Annotated in this window: 14 protein-coding genes and 1 tRNA gene; 6 read left to right on the top strand and 9 right to left on the bottom strand. The window is 66.5% G+C overall.

Going from position 1 to position 13769, the window contains the following annotated elements; genetic code table 11:
- Positions 1-70 precede the first annotated feature (70 nt).
- Positions 71-526 carry a YybH family protein gene (locus IE187_RS15210; protein WP_189676929.1) on the bottom strand — a complete coding sequence of 152 codons (456 nt, stop codon included), beginning with the start codon at positions 524-526 and terminating at the stop codon, positions 71-73.
- Positions 527-540: 14 nt separating this feature from the next.
- Positions 541-2529 (bottom strand): putative bifunctional diguanylate cyclase/phosphodiesterase, encoded by a 1989-nt coding sequence (locus tag IE187_RS15205; RefSeq protein WP_189676928.1) that lies wholly within the window; start codon positions 2527-2529, stop codon positions 541-543.
- Between the two features lie 207 nt (positions 2530-2736).
- On the opposite strand from IE187_RS15205, the gene IE187_RS15200 reads away from it, so the two are divergent.
- Positions 2737-3531, top strand: a complete 795-nt coding sequence (locus IE187_RS15200) for an NAD kinase (protein ID WP_229839429.1) — start codon at positions 2737-2739, stop codon at positions 3529-3531.
- 105 nt (positions 3532-3636) lie between these two features.
- Here IE187_RS15200 and IE187_RS15195 read toward each other — a convergent pair.
- The 3 genes from IE187_RS15195 to IE187_RS15185 form a co-directional block, all read right to left on the bottom strand.
- Positions 3637-3711 (bottom strand) — tRNA-Asn (locus IE187_RS15195).
- 62 nt (positions 3712-3773) lie between these two features.
- Positions 3774-4301, bottom strand: a complete 528-nt coding sequence (locus IE187_RS15190; RefSeq protein WP_189676927.1) for a DUF2141 domain-containing protein — start codon at positions 4299-4301, stop codon at positions 3774-3776.
- A 34-nt stretch (positions 4302-4335) separates the two neighbouring features.
- Complete coding sequence (locus IE187_RS15185; RefSeq protein WP_133187515.1) at positions 4336-4926, bottom strand: hypothetical protein; 591 nt, start codon at positions 4924-4926, stop codon at positions 4336-4338.
- A gap of 294 nt (positions 4927-5220) precedes the next feature.
- Between IE187_RS15185 and IE187_RS15180 the strand changes: the two genes are divergently transcribed.
- The gene (locus IE187_RS15180) at positions 5221-5829 is read left to right on the top strand and encodes a CC0125/CC1285 family lipoprotein (protein ID WP_189676926.1); all 609 of its coding nucleotides are present in this window, start codon (positions 5221-5223) and stop codon (positions 5827-5829) included.
- A gap of 118 nt (positions 5830-5947) precedes the next feature.
- On the opposite strand, the gene ahcY is transcribed toward IE187_RS15180, so the two are convergent.
- Together ahcY and IE187_RS15170 are read right to left on the bottom strand one after the other, a co-directional pair.
- A complete protein-coding gene (ahcY, locus tag IE187_RS15175; protein WP_189676925.1) occupies positions 5948-7369 on the bottom strand; it encodes an adenosylhomocysteinase in 1422 nt (473 codons plus the stop codon).
- A 104-nt stretch (positions 7370-7473) separates the two neighbouring features.
- Positions 7474-8046, bottom strand: a complete 573-nt coding sequence (locus IE187_RS15170; protein WP_189676924.1) for a YqgE/AlgH family protein — start codon at positions 8044-8046, stop codon at positions 7474-7476.
- A 119-nt stretch (positions 8047-8165) separates the two neighbouring features.
- On the opposite strand from IE187_RS15170, the gene IE187_RS15165 reads away from it, so the two are divergent.
- From IE187_RS15165 to IE187_RS15150, 4 genes are all read left to right on the top strand, one after another.
- Positions 8166-8645, top strand: a complete 480-nt coding sequence (locus IE187_RS15165) for a peroxiredoxin (protein WP_133187507.1) — start codon at positions 8166-8168, stop codon at positions 8643-8645.
- Between the two features lie 109 nt (positions 8646-8754).
- Positions 8755-9018, top strand: a complete 264-nt coding sequence (locus IE187_RS15160; protein ID WP_189676923.1) for a hypothetical protein — start codon at positions 8755-8757, stop codon at positions 9016-9018.
- A gap of 84 nt (positions 9019-9102) precedes the next feature.
- Positions 9103-10557, top strand: a complete 1455-nt coding sequence (locus IE187_RS15155) for an AMP nucleosidase (RefSeq protein WP_189676922.1) — start codon at positions 9103-9105, stop codon at positions 10555-10557.
- Between the two features lie 70 nt (positions 10558-10627).
- The gene (locus IE187_RS15150; RefSeq protein ID WP_133187501.1) at positions 10628-11134 is read left to right on the top strand and encodes a hypothetical protein; all 507 of its coding nucleotides are present in this window, start codon (positions 10628-10630) and stop codon (positions 11132-11134) included.
- 43 nt (positions 11135-11177) lie between these two features.
- Here IE187_RS15150 and IE187_RS15145 read toward each other — a convergent pair whose 3' ends face one another.
- Both IE187_RS15145 and IE187_RS15140 read right to left on the bottom strand, forming a co-directional pair.
- The gene (locus IE187_RS15145) at positions 11178-11906 is read right to left on the bottom strand and encodes an SIMPL domain-containing protein (RefSeq protein ID WP_229839440.1); all 729 of its coding nucleotides are present in this window, start codon (positions 11904-11906) and stop codon (positions 11178-11180) included.
- Between the two features lie 14 nt (positions 11907-11920).
- Positions 11921-13759: a M2 family metallopeptidase gene (locus IE187_RS15140; protein WP_189676920.1), complete on the bottom strand. Its 1839-nt coding sequence runs from the start codon at positions 13757-13759 to the stop codon at positions 11921-11923.
- Between the last annotated feature and the right edge of the window lie 10 nt (positions 13760-13769).

Genomic DNA, 13769 nt, shown 5'->3' with positions numbered 1-13769 from the left:
GCATCGTGCGCTGCGCCCGCTCAGCTTCGGCGCGCTGCTGTGCCCCGGCCTTCGCCGGGGAACGGTGAGGTCACGAACTATGGTCGGCGATGATCCGCCACCCCGCCCGCTCCCTGCGAAACACCAGCGAGGTCATCCCCGACTGGTCTTTGCCATCGGCGGCGCGCAGCGTGTAGCGGCCGATATAGAGCGCATGACCGCGATCGAGCAGTCGGAAGTCGAGCGTGACGAAGCTCAGCACGCCGCGCTTGCCGACGTCGGCGAAGTCATATTTGGTACGATAGCGCTCGGCCATCACTGCCTTGCCGCGCAGCACGCCGGTCTTGGTGACGAAACTGGTCTCGGGTGCGTCCGAATACACCGCCATGAAGCGCGCGAGATCGCCCGCATTCCAGCCCGCCGCGCTATCGACCATCGCCGCCTCGACGCCGGCTTGCGGCGAAAGCTGAGCCACTTGTGCTGGCGGCGTCGCGTTGGCCGCAAGCGGCACTGCGGCCAGGAACATTCCCAAGGCAAGACGCTTCATTCCGGTACCTCCAGCTAGCGCGCGACCAGCGCCTCGAGCGCCTCGACCGAGATCGGTTCGGCGCACAGGAACCCTTGATAGATCTGGCACCCCTCGGCCGCCAGCGCCTCGAGTTGCGGCTGCGTCTCGACCCCCTCGGCGATCACCGTCAGCCCGAGCGAGCGCGCCATGTCGATGACGCCGCGCACCACGATCCGGTCGCGCGCCGACCCGGTGATGTCCTGCGCGAGCTTCTTGTCGATCTTGAGATAATCGAGCGGCAGCGCCTTGAGATAGGCGAGGCTCGAATAGCCCGTCCCGAAATCGTCGATCGCGATCCGGCACCCCGCCCCGCGCAGCACCGACAGCAAGGCCGAGGCGATGCCGAGATCCTCGATCAGCCCGCTCTCGGTAATTTCGAGCGTCAGCCGCGTCCGCGGAAAGCCGCTGGCATCGACCCGGTCGAGAAACAGGTCGGCGAAACCCGGCCGCGCGATATCGGCTGCGGTCAGATTGAGCGACAGGCGCAAGCCCGCCAGGGCCACAGGCCACGCCGCCGCCTGCGCGAGAACGACGCGCTGGATATGGTCCGACAGGCCGATCTCGAGATCGGCCCGCGCCGCCGCGGCGAACAGCGTCTCGGCGCCGATCGTGCCGAGCACGCCATGCTCCCAGCGCGCCAAGGCCTCGACGCCAACGATCGCCCCGGTCGAGACCGACACCTGCGGCTGGTACAGCACGCCAATCTCGCCGCGCTCGAGCGCATGGTTGAGCTCGACCGCAAGCTGGTCGATCGGCGCATCGCCTTGCTCGGCGTCGGCGACGCGCATCGTCGCGGTATCGGATTCGCGCGCGTCGGCCAGCGCCTCGCTGACGCGGCGCAACAGGCTTGCCGCGCTATCGTCGGGCAGGGCCTCGGCCAGCCCAATCCGGCAACCGAGCACGGCGATCGAATCGCCCGTCACGAACGGGCGCGCCAGAGCGTGCGCGATTCGCTCGACCACGAGATCGATCCGCAGCCGGATGCTGCGGGCCGCAACCAGGAAGGTCGACCCGCTGAGCCGCACGATCAGCGCGTCGCGCCCGAGCATGTCGCGCACGACATCGTCGATCCGCTTCTGCGCGCTGCTGAGCAAGGCGTCGCCCGTCGCGCGGCCATAGGCTGTATTGACCATGTCGAAGCGATTGAGCGCGATCAGCATCGCGTGCAGCGGCGCGCCGGCCTCGTCGGCGAGCCGCCGCGTCAGCCAGCGCCGCGCGCTCCCCGCATCGCGCGCACCGGCAAGCGATTCGCGCAGCTCGGCGGCCGGCTCGGGCGCGCTGCCGAGCGGTTCGACCACGGCGTCGATCCGCCCGCCTTCGGCGTCGAGCTGGAGATGCTGCACCACGCGCCCGACCGTCGTCAGGTCCGAATCATGCGCAAAGGCGGTGGCCGGACGGTTGGCCGAGACCCGGCGCAGCGCCGCCACGGCAGCGATGCGATCACCGCGGTCGAGCCGTCGCAGCATCGCGCGCACGCTCGGCTCGTCGTCGATCGCGAGCAAAGCTGCGAGCCCCGGCGTGAGAATGAGCGTCCGGCTGATCAGATCGTAGCGCCAGCCGAGCGGCGCAAAGACCGGCCCTGCCGCCCATTCGCGCGCCATCCGCTCGGCATGGCGCGCGGCAAAGCGGACCGCCTGGAGGAATTCAGCCTCGCTGAACGGGCTCGCCAGGAAATGCGTGGCCCCCGCGCCGTAAAGCGCGGCGATCGTCGCCGCCTCGCCGCGCGAAACCAAAGCGAGCAGCGCGCCACCATTCGCCTCGACCGCGCCGCTCATCGTGCGCGCCGCATTCACCCCGTCGGCCGGCGCACCGCGCGCATCGATCACCGCCACCGCGGCGCCGCTCGACAGGAAGCGTCGCTCGGCCCCGCCCGCCCGGCGCGCGGCGACGACTTGCCAGCCAGCGCCCGCCGCCAAGGACGCCAGTTCGTCGCGCTGTCGGAACGACAGGATGAAAAGCGGGGCGTTGGGCGTACCGGTCATGCAACGACCCTAATGCGCCGTCTTGGGTTAAAGAAGAGGGTGTTACCGCCGCAATCGCCCTTGTGACGCTCGATCCGAAGCCCTAGCTCCAAGCGAGATGACCAGCGCGCCTGTTCTTGCCGACCGTCCCGACCGCAAGGCCCGCGCTGTGCGTGGCTTCGCGCCGGCGGTCGTGGCAGCGCCGCACACCACCAGCGGGAACGCGCCATGACAGGTTCCGCCAACATGGCCGGCGCGCGCCGCGCGCTGGTCGCGTCCCCGACCCAGGCCGCGCAGGACGCCGCCGCAATGCTGTCCGACGCACACGATTGGGTGCCCGTCGAGGACGCCGAACTGATCGTCGCGCTCGGCGGTGACGGGTTCATGCTCCAGACGCTCCACGCGATGCTCGAACGGCGCAAGCCGGTCGTGCCGGTGTTCGGGATGAACCTCGGCACTGTCGGGTTCCTGATGAACGAGTGGCGCCCGCACGGGCTCGATGCGCGGCTCGAGCGAATCAAGGCGTTCAAGGTGGTGCCGCTGGCAATGACCGCGACGACGGTGGGCGGCGAAAGCTTTGCGCTCCCTGCGATCAACGAAGTTTCGCTGCTGCGCGAAACGCGCCAGACCGCCAAGCTCGAGGTCACCGTCAACGACCGCATCGTGTTGCCCGAGCTTGCGTGCGACGGCATCTTGGTCGCCACACCGGCCGGATCGACCGCGTACAATCTCTCGGCGCAAGGACCGATCCTGCCGCTCGGCTCGAACATGCTGGCGCTGACGCCGATCAGCCCGTTCCGCCCGCGGCGCTGGCGCGGCGCGATCCTGCCCGACAAAGCGCGGATCACGCTGCGCGTGCTCGAACCCGCCAAACGCCCCGTCAGCGCGGTGGCCGATCAGCGCGAGATTCGCGATGTCGCGCGCGTCGAGATCATGATCGACCGCACGCGCGAGCTGACACTGCTGTTCGATCCCGAGCACGCGCTCGACGATCGGATCACGATGGAACAGTTTGCGGCTTAAATGCCGCGACACACCGCGGCGCTGGCAGAGCCAAGCGCTAGTTTTTGTGGAGACTGGTGACCGCGCCTAAGCGCTAGGCTGCGGGTCACGCACTGCGGTGGAAAATGGCTCCCCGAGTTGGATTCGAACCAACGACCAAGTGATTAACAGTCACCTACTCTACCGCTGAGCTATCGGGGAACACTGCAGTGGCGTGCCTATAGCAGCGGGTTTCGCGAACGCGCAAGGCCCGTAATGCGCTTTTATCGCAATGGGCTGAATCCGCGGAGTCCACGCAGATATTGCGTCTCGATATCGAGCACCGAAACCCCGTTGCCCACCTCGACCGTCGCGTTGGCGAGCGGCGGGCGCGCGCGGCCGATGCGGGTGTTGCTGCGCAGCCCGACCCCGTCCTGCCAGAAGTCGAACTTGTCCTGCGCGCGGCGCGAATGGAGGAACAGCAGCGCATAGCGCCCCGGATGCGGCACGCGGATGCACATCGCGACTTGCCCAGCGACCGGCGCGTCGACGGTCACGCGGCGAAACACCTTGCCCTCGGCGAGCAACTCGGTGTCGGAGCGCATGAAGTCGGCGTCGTTCGCGGGATAGAGCTCGAGCTTGAGTTGCCCGCGGCGGTCCTTGAGATCGAGCACGTTGACTTGGATCGCCGGCCCCTTGCCCGAGCTGCAATGCGCGGCATCGGTGCCCATGATGCCGCCGGCCTGCGCCACGCTCGGAAGGGCCAGCATCGCGCCGCAGACACCCATCGCGAGATTCAAGATCGTCTTCATCGTCAGTCCCACAAACGGTGGCGTATCGCCCACTTCAGAACCGCAGTCCGAACACCACATTGGCGATCGGATTCATCCCGCCGCGCGCGCGGTTGCTCAGGCGGTCCATGGCGCGCGGCAAATTGGCATTGGCGTTGCCGATCAGGCTGCCGACCTCGACCCCGAACAGCGCGTTCTTGAAGGTGCCCGTATAACCGACCGTCGCGGCGGGCGTGTGGCGGTTGAAGCCAGTCCGCACCGCATTGCCGCTGCCAGGCAGACGCGGGTTGTACAGCAGGCCAGCAGTCGCCTTCTCGGCGTCCTTGAGGAAATTGGCGACCTGGAAGAAGCGCATGCCGGCGGAGAGCCGCAGGCCGCTGCCGCCGAGCGGATAATAATCGATCATCGAGCTCGCGAAGCGATGCTGCATCGGGCCTGTAGGATCGCCAAGCGGGCTGATGCTTGTCGAAGTGGTCAGCAGATCGGTGCGCACGCGGAAATCGGGGGTGAGTTTCGCCTCGACCGGCAACATCCGTTCGACGACCGTGGACAGCGGCGAATCGAGCGCGTCCGCCGGCGCGGCGGATGCGGCGACCGGCATGGTCGCGGCGATCAGTCCCAACGAAATCCCGAGCGCAATCCGCATGGCCATCCTCCCGAGCCGACCGCAAGACGCCCCCGCCTGCAATCGCTCTCGATACCGTGACGGCGCCAGCGCGAGAGAACCGCCAGATACCGTTCCCGGCTGCGACAAAACGGTTCGTCGCATCGACGAACGGATTTCCGCATTCGTCATCGCCGCGTCAGTTGCGGTTCATGTGGCCCGCGCTATCGGTGACGCGACCAGAAGATTGGCGGAGCCTTGCGCCACCTCGATCGTTCTGCGCTTCATGGCCCGCACGGCACGGTTCGCCGCACTGGACCGCCTCTGGAGATCGAAATGCCGATAGCTTCCCCAACGCTTAGAAAATCCCTGGTGGTCGCGCTCGGCGCCGTCACCCTGCTGACGTCCGCTTGCGCTACCGAATCCACCTATGGCCCCGCGGTCGGACGCGGCTTCGAACGCTCGGGCTATAGCGATCGCCAGATCGAGGCGAACCGCTTCATGGTCAGCTTCTCGGGCAACAGCTACACCGCGCGCGACACGGTCGAAAAGTATCTGCTGTATCGCGCAGCCGAACTGACGGTGCAGAACGGTGGCGATTATTTCGTCTTCGCCGATCGTGAAGTCGACAAGAAGACGCGCACCTATACCACGCCCGGAATCGGCGGGTTCGGCGGCGGCTTCGGTTATGGTGGCGGTTTCGGTGGCGGCTATTGGGGCCCGAGCTGGCGCTATCGCGGCCGTGGCTTCGGCTGGCGCAGCTGGGATCCGTATTTCGGCGATCCCTTCTTCGACCGCGGGATCGACGTCAACACGATCGACAAATACGAAGCCAATGCCGAGATCGTGATCGGCAAGGGTCCGAAGCCCAAGGACAACATTCGCGCATTCGACGCGCATGACGTGATCGCCAACCTCGGGCCGAGCATCGTCACGCCCAAGTGATCCCACGCCCGGTCGCGTCCAGCGCGACCGGGACCGGATCCCGAACACGAAAAAGCCGCACCCGCTCTTGAGCGGATGCGGCTTTTTTGTTGGAGCGGCGCCCGTGGGCGCCGCGTCCTTAGTAGCGGTAGTGGTCGGGCTTGAACGGGCCTTCGACCGGAACGCCGATATAGCCAGCTTGCTTCGGGGTCAGCTGCGAGAGCTTCACGCCGAGCTTTTCGAGGTGGAGCGCGGCGACCTTCTCGTCGAGGTGCTTCGGCAGGACGTAGACTTCGTTCTTGTAGTTCTCGCCCTTGGTCCACAGCTCGATCTGCGCGAGCGTCTGGTTGGTGAACGATGCCGACATCACGAACGACGGGTGGCCCGTGGCGCAGCCGAGGTTCACCAGACGACCCTTGGCGAGGATGATGATCTGCTTGCCATCGGGGAACTTCACCAGGTCGGTGCCCGGCTTCACTTCGTCCCACTCATAGTTCGACAGCGCGGCGATCTGGATCTCCGAGTCGAAGTGGCCGATGTTGCAGACGATCGACATCGGCTTCATCGCCGCCATATGCTCGGCGGTGATGACGTCGGCATTGCCGGTCGCGGTGCAGAAGATGTCCGCGCGAGTCACGGCCTCTTCCATCGTCACGACTTCGAAGCCCTCCATCGCGGCCTGCAGCGCGCAGATCGGATCGACTTCGGTGACCATCACGCGCGCGCCGCCGTTGCGGAGCGACTGCGCCGAACCCTTGCCGACGTCACCGAAACCGGCGACGCAAGCGACCTTGCCGGCGAGCATCACGTCGGTCGCGCGACGGATCGCGTCGACCAGCGATTCCTTGCAGCCGTAGAGGTTGTCGAACTTCGACTTCGTCACCGAGTCGTTGACGTTGATCGCCGGGAACGGCAGCTCGCCCTTCTTGGCGATCTCGTACAGGCGGTGGACGCCCGTCGTGGTCTCTTCCGAAACGCCCTTCAGGTTCTTGACGGTCTCGGTCAGGTAACCGGGATACTTCGCCACGAACGCCTTCAATGCGCGCTGGAATTCGACTTCCTCGTCATTCTCGGGCTCGCCCATCGTGTGGCCGGCTTCGAGCTTGGCGCCCCACAGCGCGAACATCGTCGCGTCGCCGCCATCGTCGAGGATGATGTTGGCGGTCTGGCCGTCGGTGTCAGCACCCCAGTTGAAGATGTCGCCGACATAGTTCCAATAGTCGGCGAGGCTCTCGCCCTTGATCGCGAACACGGGGACGCCCGTCGCGGCGATCGCGGCAGCGGCATGGTCCTGCGTCGAGAAGATGTTGCACGTCGCCCAGCGGACGTCGGCGCCGAGCGCGGTCAGCGTCTCGATCAGCACTGCGGTCTGGATCGTCATGTGCAGCGAACCAGTGATGCGCGCGCCCTTCAAAGGCTGCGATGCGGAGAATTCCTCGCGCAGCGCCATCAGGCCGGGCATCTCGGTCTCGGCGATGTTGATTTCCTTGCGACCGAAATCGGCAAGCGTGATGTCGGCGACGACATAGTCGTTCGCAGGGCGGTCGAGAACGGTGGCCACGGGGCTATCTCCGGTTGTGTGATGCCGCGCCCCTACCCGCAAAACGCCTCCGGATCAAATATAAAGATATCTTTATGTCTTGCCCGGAAATCCGGAAAACCGTCTCACGCCCGGCCGGCTTGGCTCGCCAGCAGGCGCGGATCGATCCCGGCAATCGCAAAACCCGCCTCCCAGCGGGCGTCGGCCGCGACGTCGTACAGGAGATCCGGCGTTGCCGCGACGTTGAACCAGCCATGCCGCGTCATCTCGCCATCGAGCTGCCCCTCGGACCACCCGGCATAGCCGAGCGCGACAAGCCAGCGCGACGGGCCGCGGCCCTCGGCAATCGCCTTGAGCACGTCGATCGTCCCCGACAGCCCCCACAGCGCACCCGCCGCGCCGGCCACTTCGATCGTATCCTGTCCTGCCCAATCGAGCGTGTGGAGCACGAAGCCGCGCCGCGGCTCGACCGGGCCGCCGAAATGCACCGGGGCGTCGGGCGCGACGCCCGGATCGATCTCGAGCTGCTCGAGCACGGCGTGCAGCCCCAGCCCCTCGATCGCCGTGCCGACCCCGATGCCGAGCGCGCCCTCCGCGTCATGCGCGCACATCGCGATCACGGCATGATCGAAGCGCGGGTCGCCGATCCCGGGCATCGCCAGCAGAAACTGGCCGGTAAGGAAAGTCGCTTGATCCATGCACCGAACATAGGCCCGTGCCGCGCGGCTCGCCACGCTTGAAATTCACGCCCGCCTGCACGACGTACGGCGCGCCGCTCGCACTTTCTTCACCGGGCGGCGCAACAGGAGAGATTTCCATGACGATCAGCGTCGGCGACCGTATCCCGAGCATCACCCTCACCAAGGCCACGGCCGATGGCCCCGATCAAATCAGCTCGGACGAGTTCTTCAAGGGCCGCAAGGTCGCGCTGGTCGCGGTACCCGGCGCCTTCACCCCGACCTGCTCGGCGCGTCACCTGCCCGGCTTCGTCGACAAGGCTGCCGAACTCAAGGCCAAGGGCGTCGACGAGATCGCGTTCACCTCGGTCAACGATGCTTTCGTGATGGGCGCATGGGGCAAGGCGAGCGACGCTGGCGACATCGTGATGCTCGCCGACGGCAATGCCGATTTCGCCAAGGCAGTCGGCTTGACCTTCGACGGTTCGAAGTTTGGCATGGGCGAGCGCAGCCAGCGCTATTCGATGCTCGTCAATGACGGCGTCGTCGAGCAGCTCAACGTCGAAGCCCCCGGCGCGTTCGAAGTCTCGTCGGCCGAACATCTGCTGAGCGAAATCTGACCCTCGTCGCGGCGAAGCGAGCGATCGCAACGCCGCGTCGATCGCGCTTGCGGAACCTGGCCCGTCTCAATGAGTTGCTAGGGTTGAGTTCATTGGAAAGGGCAGTGCCATGAGCGACGACAAAATCGATTCGACCAAGTCCGCGGCCAGCACGACCGAAACGATCATCGAGCAGGCCGAAGGTCTGTTCGAGCAGGCCAAGGAAGCCGTGACCGAGGCATTCACCGCGACGGTCGACGCGGCCAAGGCCAACCCGCTTGCCGCTGCCGGAATCGCGGCAGGTGCAGCAGCGGCGATCGCCGGTGCGGCGTTCGGGGCGAGCAAGCTGCTCGCCAAGGATGACGAGCCGACCAAGACAGACGCGAAGGCCTGACAGACTCAAGATCGCGTGCCATCCCGGCCAACGTCGGGGTGGCGCCGACTTGCCAGCGTAACGGTCCCGGTTTAGCCCTTTGGGATGACGCAAGCATCCGACATCGTCGCCGAACTCGATCGGCTCTATCGCGCCTCGGTGGCGCGGCTTCAGCAGGCGCTGACCGCCTATCTCGCGACCGGCGAGCAACCCGCCCCCGAAAGCCGCCACGATGGCAGCTTCGCCTATCCCGAAATCCACCTTCACTATCGCGGCGGGAGCGACCGGCCGACGCCGATGCGCTCGTTCGGCCGGCTCGTCACCGAGGGCGATTACGCGATCAGCGTCACCAAGCCCGCGATCTTTGCCGACTATCTCACCGAACAGTTGACGCTGCTGATCGAGGATTACGACGTCACGGTCGAGGCGGTCCCCGGGCGGCAGGAAATCCCCTTCCCCTACGTGATCGATCCCGGCCACGCGCTCAGCCTCGACCAAGTCTCCGCAGTCGAGCTCGCGCGCTATTTCCCGGCAACCGAGCTCGCGCATATCGGCGACGAGATCGCCGACGGCCTGTACGAAGTCAGCGACGGCGCACGCCCGCTCGCGCTGTTCGATGGCCTGCGCACCGACTTCTCGCTCGCGCGGCTGCGGCATTACACCGGGACGCCGCCCGAGCATGTCCAGCGCTACGTCCTGTTCACCAACTATCACCGCTATGTCGACGAGTTCGTCCGTTGGGCGTTCAGCCAGCTCGCGCCTGGATCCGACGGCACACCGTCGCGCTACAGTGGCGTGTCGGGTGCGGGCGGCGTGCTGCTGCGCGCAGGCGACGATGTCGAGGCGGCGCTCGCCGATACCAGCGCATGGCGGCGCCACCAGATGCCGGCCTATCATCTGATGGCGGCGGACGGCACCGGGATCACGCTCGTCAATATCGGCGTCGGCCCGGCGAACGCCAAGACGATCTGCGATCATCTGGCGGTGCTGCGGCCCGAGGCGTGGCTGATGATCGGCCATTGCGGTGGCCTGCGCCCGAGCCAGCGGATCGGCGATTACGTGCTCGCGCACGCCTATCTGCGCGACGATCACGTGCTCGACGACGTCCTGCCCCCCGCGATTCCCGTCCCCGCGATCGCCGAGGTCCAGCTCGCGCTTGCCCGCGCCGCCGAGACGATCTCGGGCCAGTCGGGCGACGAACTCAAGCGGCGGCTTCGCACCGGCACGATCGTCACCACCGACGACCGCAATTGGGAGCTGCAATATTCGCGCAGCGCCCTGCGCTTCTCGCTCAGCCGTGCGGTCGGGATCGACATGGAATCGGCGACGATCGCCGCGCAGGGCTATCGCTTCCGCGTGCCCTATGGGACGCTGCTGTGCGTCTCGGACAAACCGCTCCACGGCGAATTGAAGCTGCCGGGGCAAGCCAACCGCTTCTACGAACGCGCGATCAGCGAGCATATGCGGATCGGCATCGAGGCGTGCGAGGAATTGCGCCGCGAGGGGCAGAAGCTCCACAGCCGCAAGCTCCGCGCGTTCAACGAACCCCCCTTCCGCTAAGCCACGCCCCGTTGGGGGACACCCCGGCGGCTTCGTGCGTTACGCAAGCTCAACGAACAAGGACGACCCCATGGCAACGCCGCCCAAAAAGCCGACCGATACTGAGTCTAAGCGCCCGGCGGCGGACGCATCTGCGACGCCGCCCCCACCGGCCAAGGCCAAGCCCGCCACCCCGCGCAAGACAGCGGCCACCAGCAAAACGCCAGTTGAAGCCACGGTAAAGGCCACCCCGACCAAGGCCCCCGCCCCGCGCAAGCCCGCCAAGCCGCGTCCGACGACCTCGACGCGCGCGACGGCAAGCAAGCCAGCGACCGCGCGCAAGGCGCCTGCCAAGACGACTGCCGCCGCCGCCGCCACGCCGCGCGCCAAGTCCGGGAGCCGCTGGGGCAAAGCCACCGTCGTCGGCGGGATCGCCGCGATCGGCGCCGCCGCCACCGCCGCGCTCTTCGCCCTGCGCTCGAGCACGCCGCGCGACGAAAAGCTCAACCCCGGCGCGCACGCGCATCAGGCCGATGGCACCGATTCAAGCGCGTCGTTCGAAGCCGGGATCGCCGATGAAGGCACGGTTCCGGAATAAGTCAGGACGGTGATCGGACGTCGTGCGGCCGATCACACATCGTTCACCGCTCGCCCAGCCTGAATTCTACCGTCAACGTCACATCGGTCGCTACGGAGTCGCCGGGAGCCGAGGCGGCGAGGCCGATCATCCGGACCATCTGGCCCGCAAAATCGGTCGAGTTCCAGTCCTGCTTCTCGCTGATTCTGGTCAGCGTGGCAGGTCCGGATCCTAGCGACACGGCGTACGCAGCAGCTTCCTGCCTTGCCTTGGTCAATGCTTGCTGCTTGGCCGCACGCCGCGCTGTCGTATCGTCGATCAAGATCGCGAGCGGCTTTTCGGCCGGTTTCGCATCGGCCGCCGTAAGCGCCGCAATCGCGCGCATCGCCACGGACCGACTTGGCGCGTCAAACGAAACCGGCGCATTCGCACCGAGCCGCTCGGCCGGCTTTGGCTTCGTCGCCGCTCCGGGACTTGCGAGCAGATCCTTCAAATCGACCGTATTGCAACCATACGACCCGCGCGTGCCGGACATCGCCCCCATCATCCCGGCGAGCGAGGGCCGTTCGAGCGGCTGCGCCTTGGTGACGCCGATGGCGCGCAGGCTCGCTTCGAGCTCGGCGACCTTGCGCGCCAACGCCGCATCCGCCTCGGCCTTTGTAGCACCGCAGGCGAGGACGTTGCCCGAGACGCGAAAGCGATCCGCGGGCGTTTCAACGCGCCCGGAAGCAACGATCTCAACCGTCACAGGCGGGCTCCCGCCGGTGACGGCCTGGCCCGCGAGAACGGCCATGATCAGGAAGGATGTTACCATCCGCTTGGCTTCCCCTGGTTCTGCTTGTCCAACCACGCCTTGAGCGGCGCGAAATACTCGACCATCGCCTGCCCCGACAGCTCGCGGCTGCCGGTGAACGCCTGCAGCGCCTCGGGCCACGGCTTCGACTGGCCCATCGCGAGCATCGCGTCGAGCTTCGCGCCGACTTCCTTGTTGCCGTAGAACGAACAGCGATGCAGCGGCCCGGTCCAGCCTGACTGCTTGCACGCCGCCTGATAGAATTGGAACTGGTAGAGCCGCGCGAGGAAGTAGCGCGCATAGGGCACGCTCGCCGCGACATGGTATTTCGCGCCCGGATCGAAGCGCGTCTCGTCGCGGGGCACCGGCGGGACGATCCCTTGATACTTCAGCCGCAGCTCGTTCCAGCTCTTCTCATACTGCGCCTCCGGCGTCGCGCCCGAGAATACGCCCCAACGCCATTTGTCGATCAGCAGGCCGAACGGCAGGAAGGCGACCTTGTCCATCGCCTGCTTGAGCAGCAGGCCGATATCCTTGTCGGGGCTCGGCACCTTGGCGGGATCGAGCAGGCCGATCTTGACCAGATAATCGGGCGTGATCGAAAGCGCGACGAAATCGCCGATCGCCTCGTGAAAGCCGTCGTTCGCGCCATTGCGGTAGAGGAAGGGCTGCGCGTTATACGCGCGCTGATAGTAATTATGGCCCATCTCGTGATGGATCGTGACGAAGTCGTCGCCATTGACCTTGGTGCACATCTTGATCCGCAAATCATTGACGCTGTCGACGTCCCACGCCGAGGCATGACACACGACCTCGCGGTCGGCCGGCTTGACGATCTGCGAGCGCGCCCAGAAGGTATCGGGCAGCGGCTTGAAGCCGAGCGAGGAATAGAAGCCCTCGCCGGTCTTGAACATCTTGATCGGATCGTAGCGCTTGGCCTTCAGCAGATCGCCGACGTCGTAGCCGACATCGCCTGCGCCTGCCGGGGCGACGACATCATAGATATTGCCCCATTCCTGCGCCCACATGTTGCCGAGCAGGTCGGCGCGGATCGCGCCGGTCTTGGGCTGCACCGCATCGCCATATTTCGCGTTGAGCTTCCAGCGGACATAGGTGTGGAGCGCTTTGTAGAGCGGCTCGACCTGCTTCCACAGCGTGTCGGCGGTCGCTTCGAACTGCGCCGGTGTCATGTCGTACCCCGAGCGCCACAGCGCGCCGACATCGGCATAACCGAGCCCCTTCGCACCCTGGTTGGCAATGACGACTTCGCGCGCGAAATCCTTGCGCATCGGCGCGCCGACGGCGTCGTGCCAGCTGACCCACATCTCCTTCGACTTGGCGGGATCGCGCACCTCGCCCATCGCCGCCTCGATGTCGCTGCCGTTGATCGGCTTCCCGTCGAGCGTTCCCTTGCCCTTGCCATAATCCGAGCCGAGCTTGGTCACGATCGTCGACAGCTCGGCTGCAGCACCCGGCGTGGTCGGTGCGGGCAGCGTCAGGCCGTTGCGAAGCAAGTCGAGCTTGCGCTTGGTGTCGAACGACAGGCCGGGCAGGCTCGCATATTTCGCGGCCTCGAGCGCGAGGCGGACCTGCATCTCGGTGCCCTCGGCGCCGAACTTGGCGGCGATCGCATCGGTGTCATCGGTGATGTAGGTCGCGTTGATCCACGCCGCCTGCTGCGCGGGGGTCGAGAAATCCGCGAGCTCCTTTTCCGCACGCGCGACGAAGGCGTCGGCCTCGGCGGTGGTCGGCGCGACCGTCGCGGCAGCGGGCGCCGGCGCGGCCGCGGCGAGCGTCGGCGTGGTCGCCAGCGCCAGAACGAGCGCGAGCGAAGAAATACCTGTGCGGATCATGGAAAGCCCC

The organism is Sphingomonas glacialis, from assembly GCF_014653575.1.
In the GTDB taxonomy this organism is placed as follows: Bacteria; Pseudomonadota; Alphaproteobacteria; order Sphingomonadales; family Sphingomonadaceae; genus Sphingomonas; species Sphingomonas glacialis.
This window is presented reverse-complemented; position numbering and strand designations above follow the sequence as displayed.

Coding starts and splice junctions, on each gene's coding strand:
- IE187_RS15160 (WP_189676923.1), top strand. CDS start 8,755: ATGAGCGACGACAAAATCGATTCGACCAAGTCCGCGGCCAGCACGACC.
- IE187_RS15180 (WP_189676926.1), top strand. CDS start 5,221: ATGCCGATAGCTTCCCCAACGCTTAGAAAATCCCTGGTGGTCGCGCTC.
- IE187_RS15140 (WP_189676920.1), bottom strand. CDS start 13,759: ATGATCCGCACAGGTATTTCTTCGCTCGCGCTCGTTCTGGCGCTGGCG.
- IE187_RS15185 (WP_133187515.1), bottom strand. CDS start 4,926: ATGCGGATTGCGCTCGGGATTTCGTTGGGACTGATCGCCGCGACCATG.
- IE187_RS15165 (WP_133187507.1), top strand. CDS start 8,166: ATGACGATCAGCGTCGGCGACCGTATCCCGAGCATCACCCTCACCAAG.
- IE187_RS15210 (WP_189676929.1), bottom strand. CDS start 526: ATGAAGCGTCTTGCCTTGGGAATGTTCCTGGCCGCAGTGCCGCTTGCG.
- IE187_RS15190 (WP_189676927.1), bottom strand. CDS start 4,301: ATGAAGACGATCTTGAATCTCGCGATGGGTGTCTGCGGCGCGATGCTG.
- IE187_RS15150 (WP_133187501.1), top strand. CDS start 10,628: ATGGCAACGCCGCCCAAAAAGCCGACCGATACTGAGTCTAAGCGCCCG.
- IE187_RS15170 (WP_189676924.1), bottom strand. CDS start 8,046: ATGGATCAAGCGACTTTCCTTACCGGCCAGTTTCTGCTGGCGATGCCC.
- IE187_RS15155 (WP_189676922.1), top strand. CDS start 9,103: ATGACGCAAGCATCCGACATCGTCGCCGAACTCGATCGGCTCTATCGC.
- IE187_RS15200 (WP_229839429.1), top strand. CDS start 2,737: ATGACAGGTTCCGCCAACATGGCCGGCGCGCGCCGCGCGCTGGTCGCG.
- IE187_RS15145 (WP_229839440.1), bottom strand. CDS start 11,906: ATGGCCGTTCTCGCGGGCCAGGCCGTCACCGGCGGGAGCCCGCCTGTG.
- IE187_RS15205 (WP_189676928.1), bottom strand. CDS start 2,529: ATGACCGGTACGCCCAACGCCCCGCTTTTCATCCTGTCGTTCCGACAG.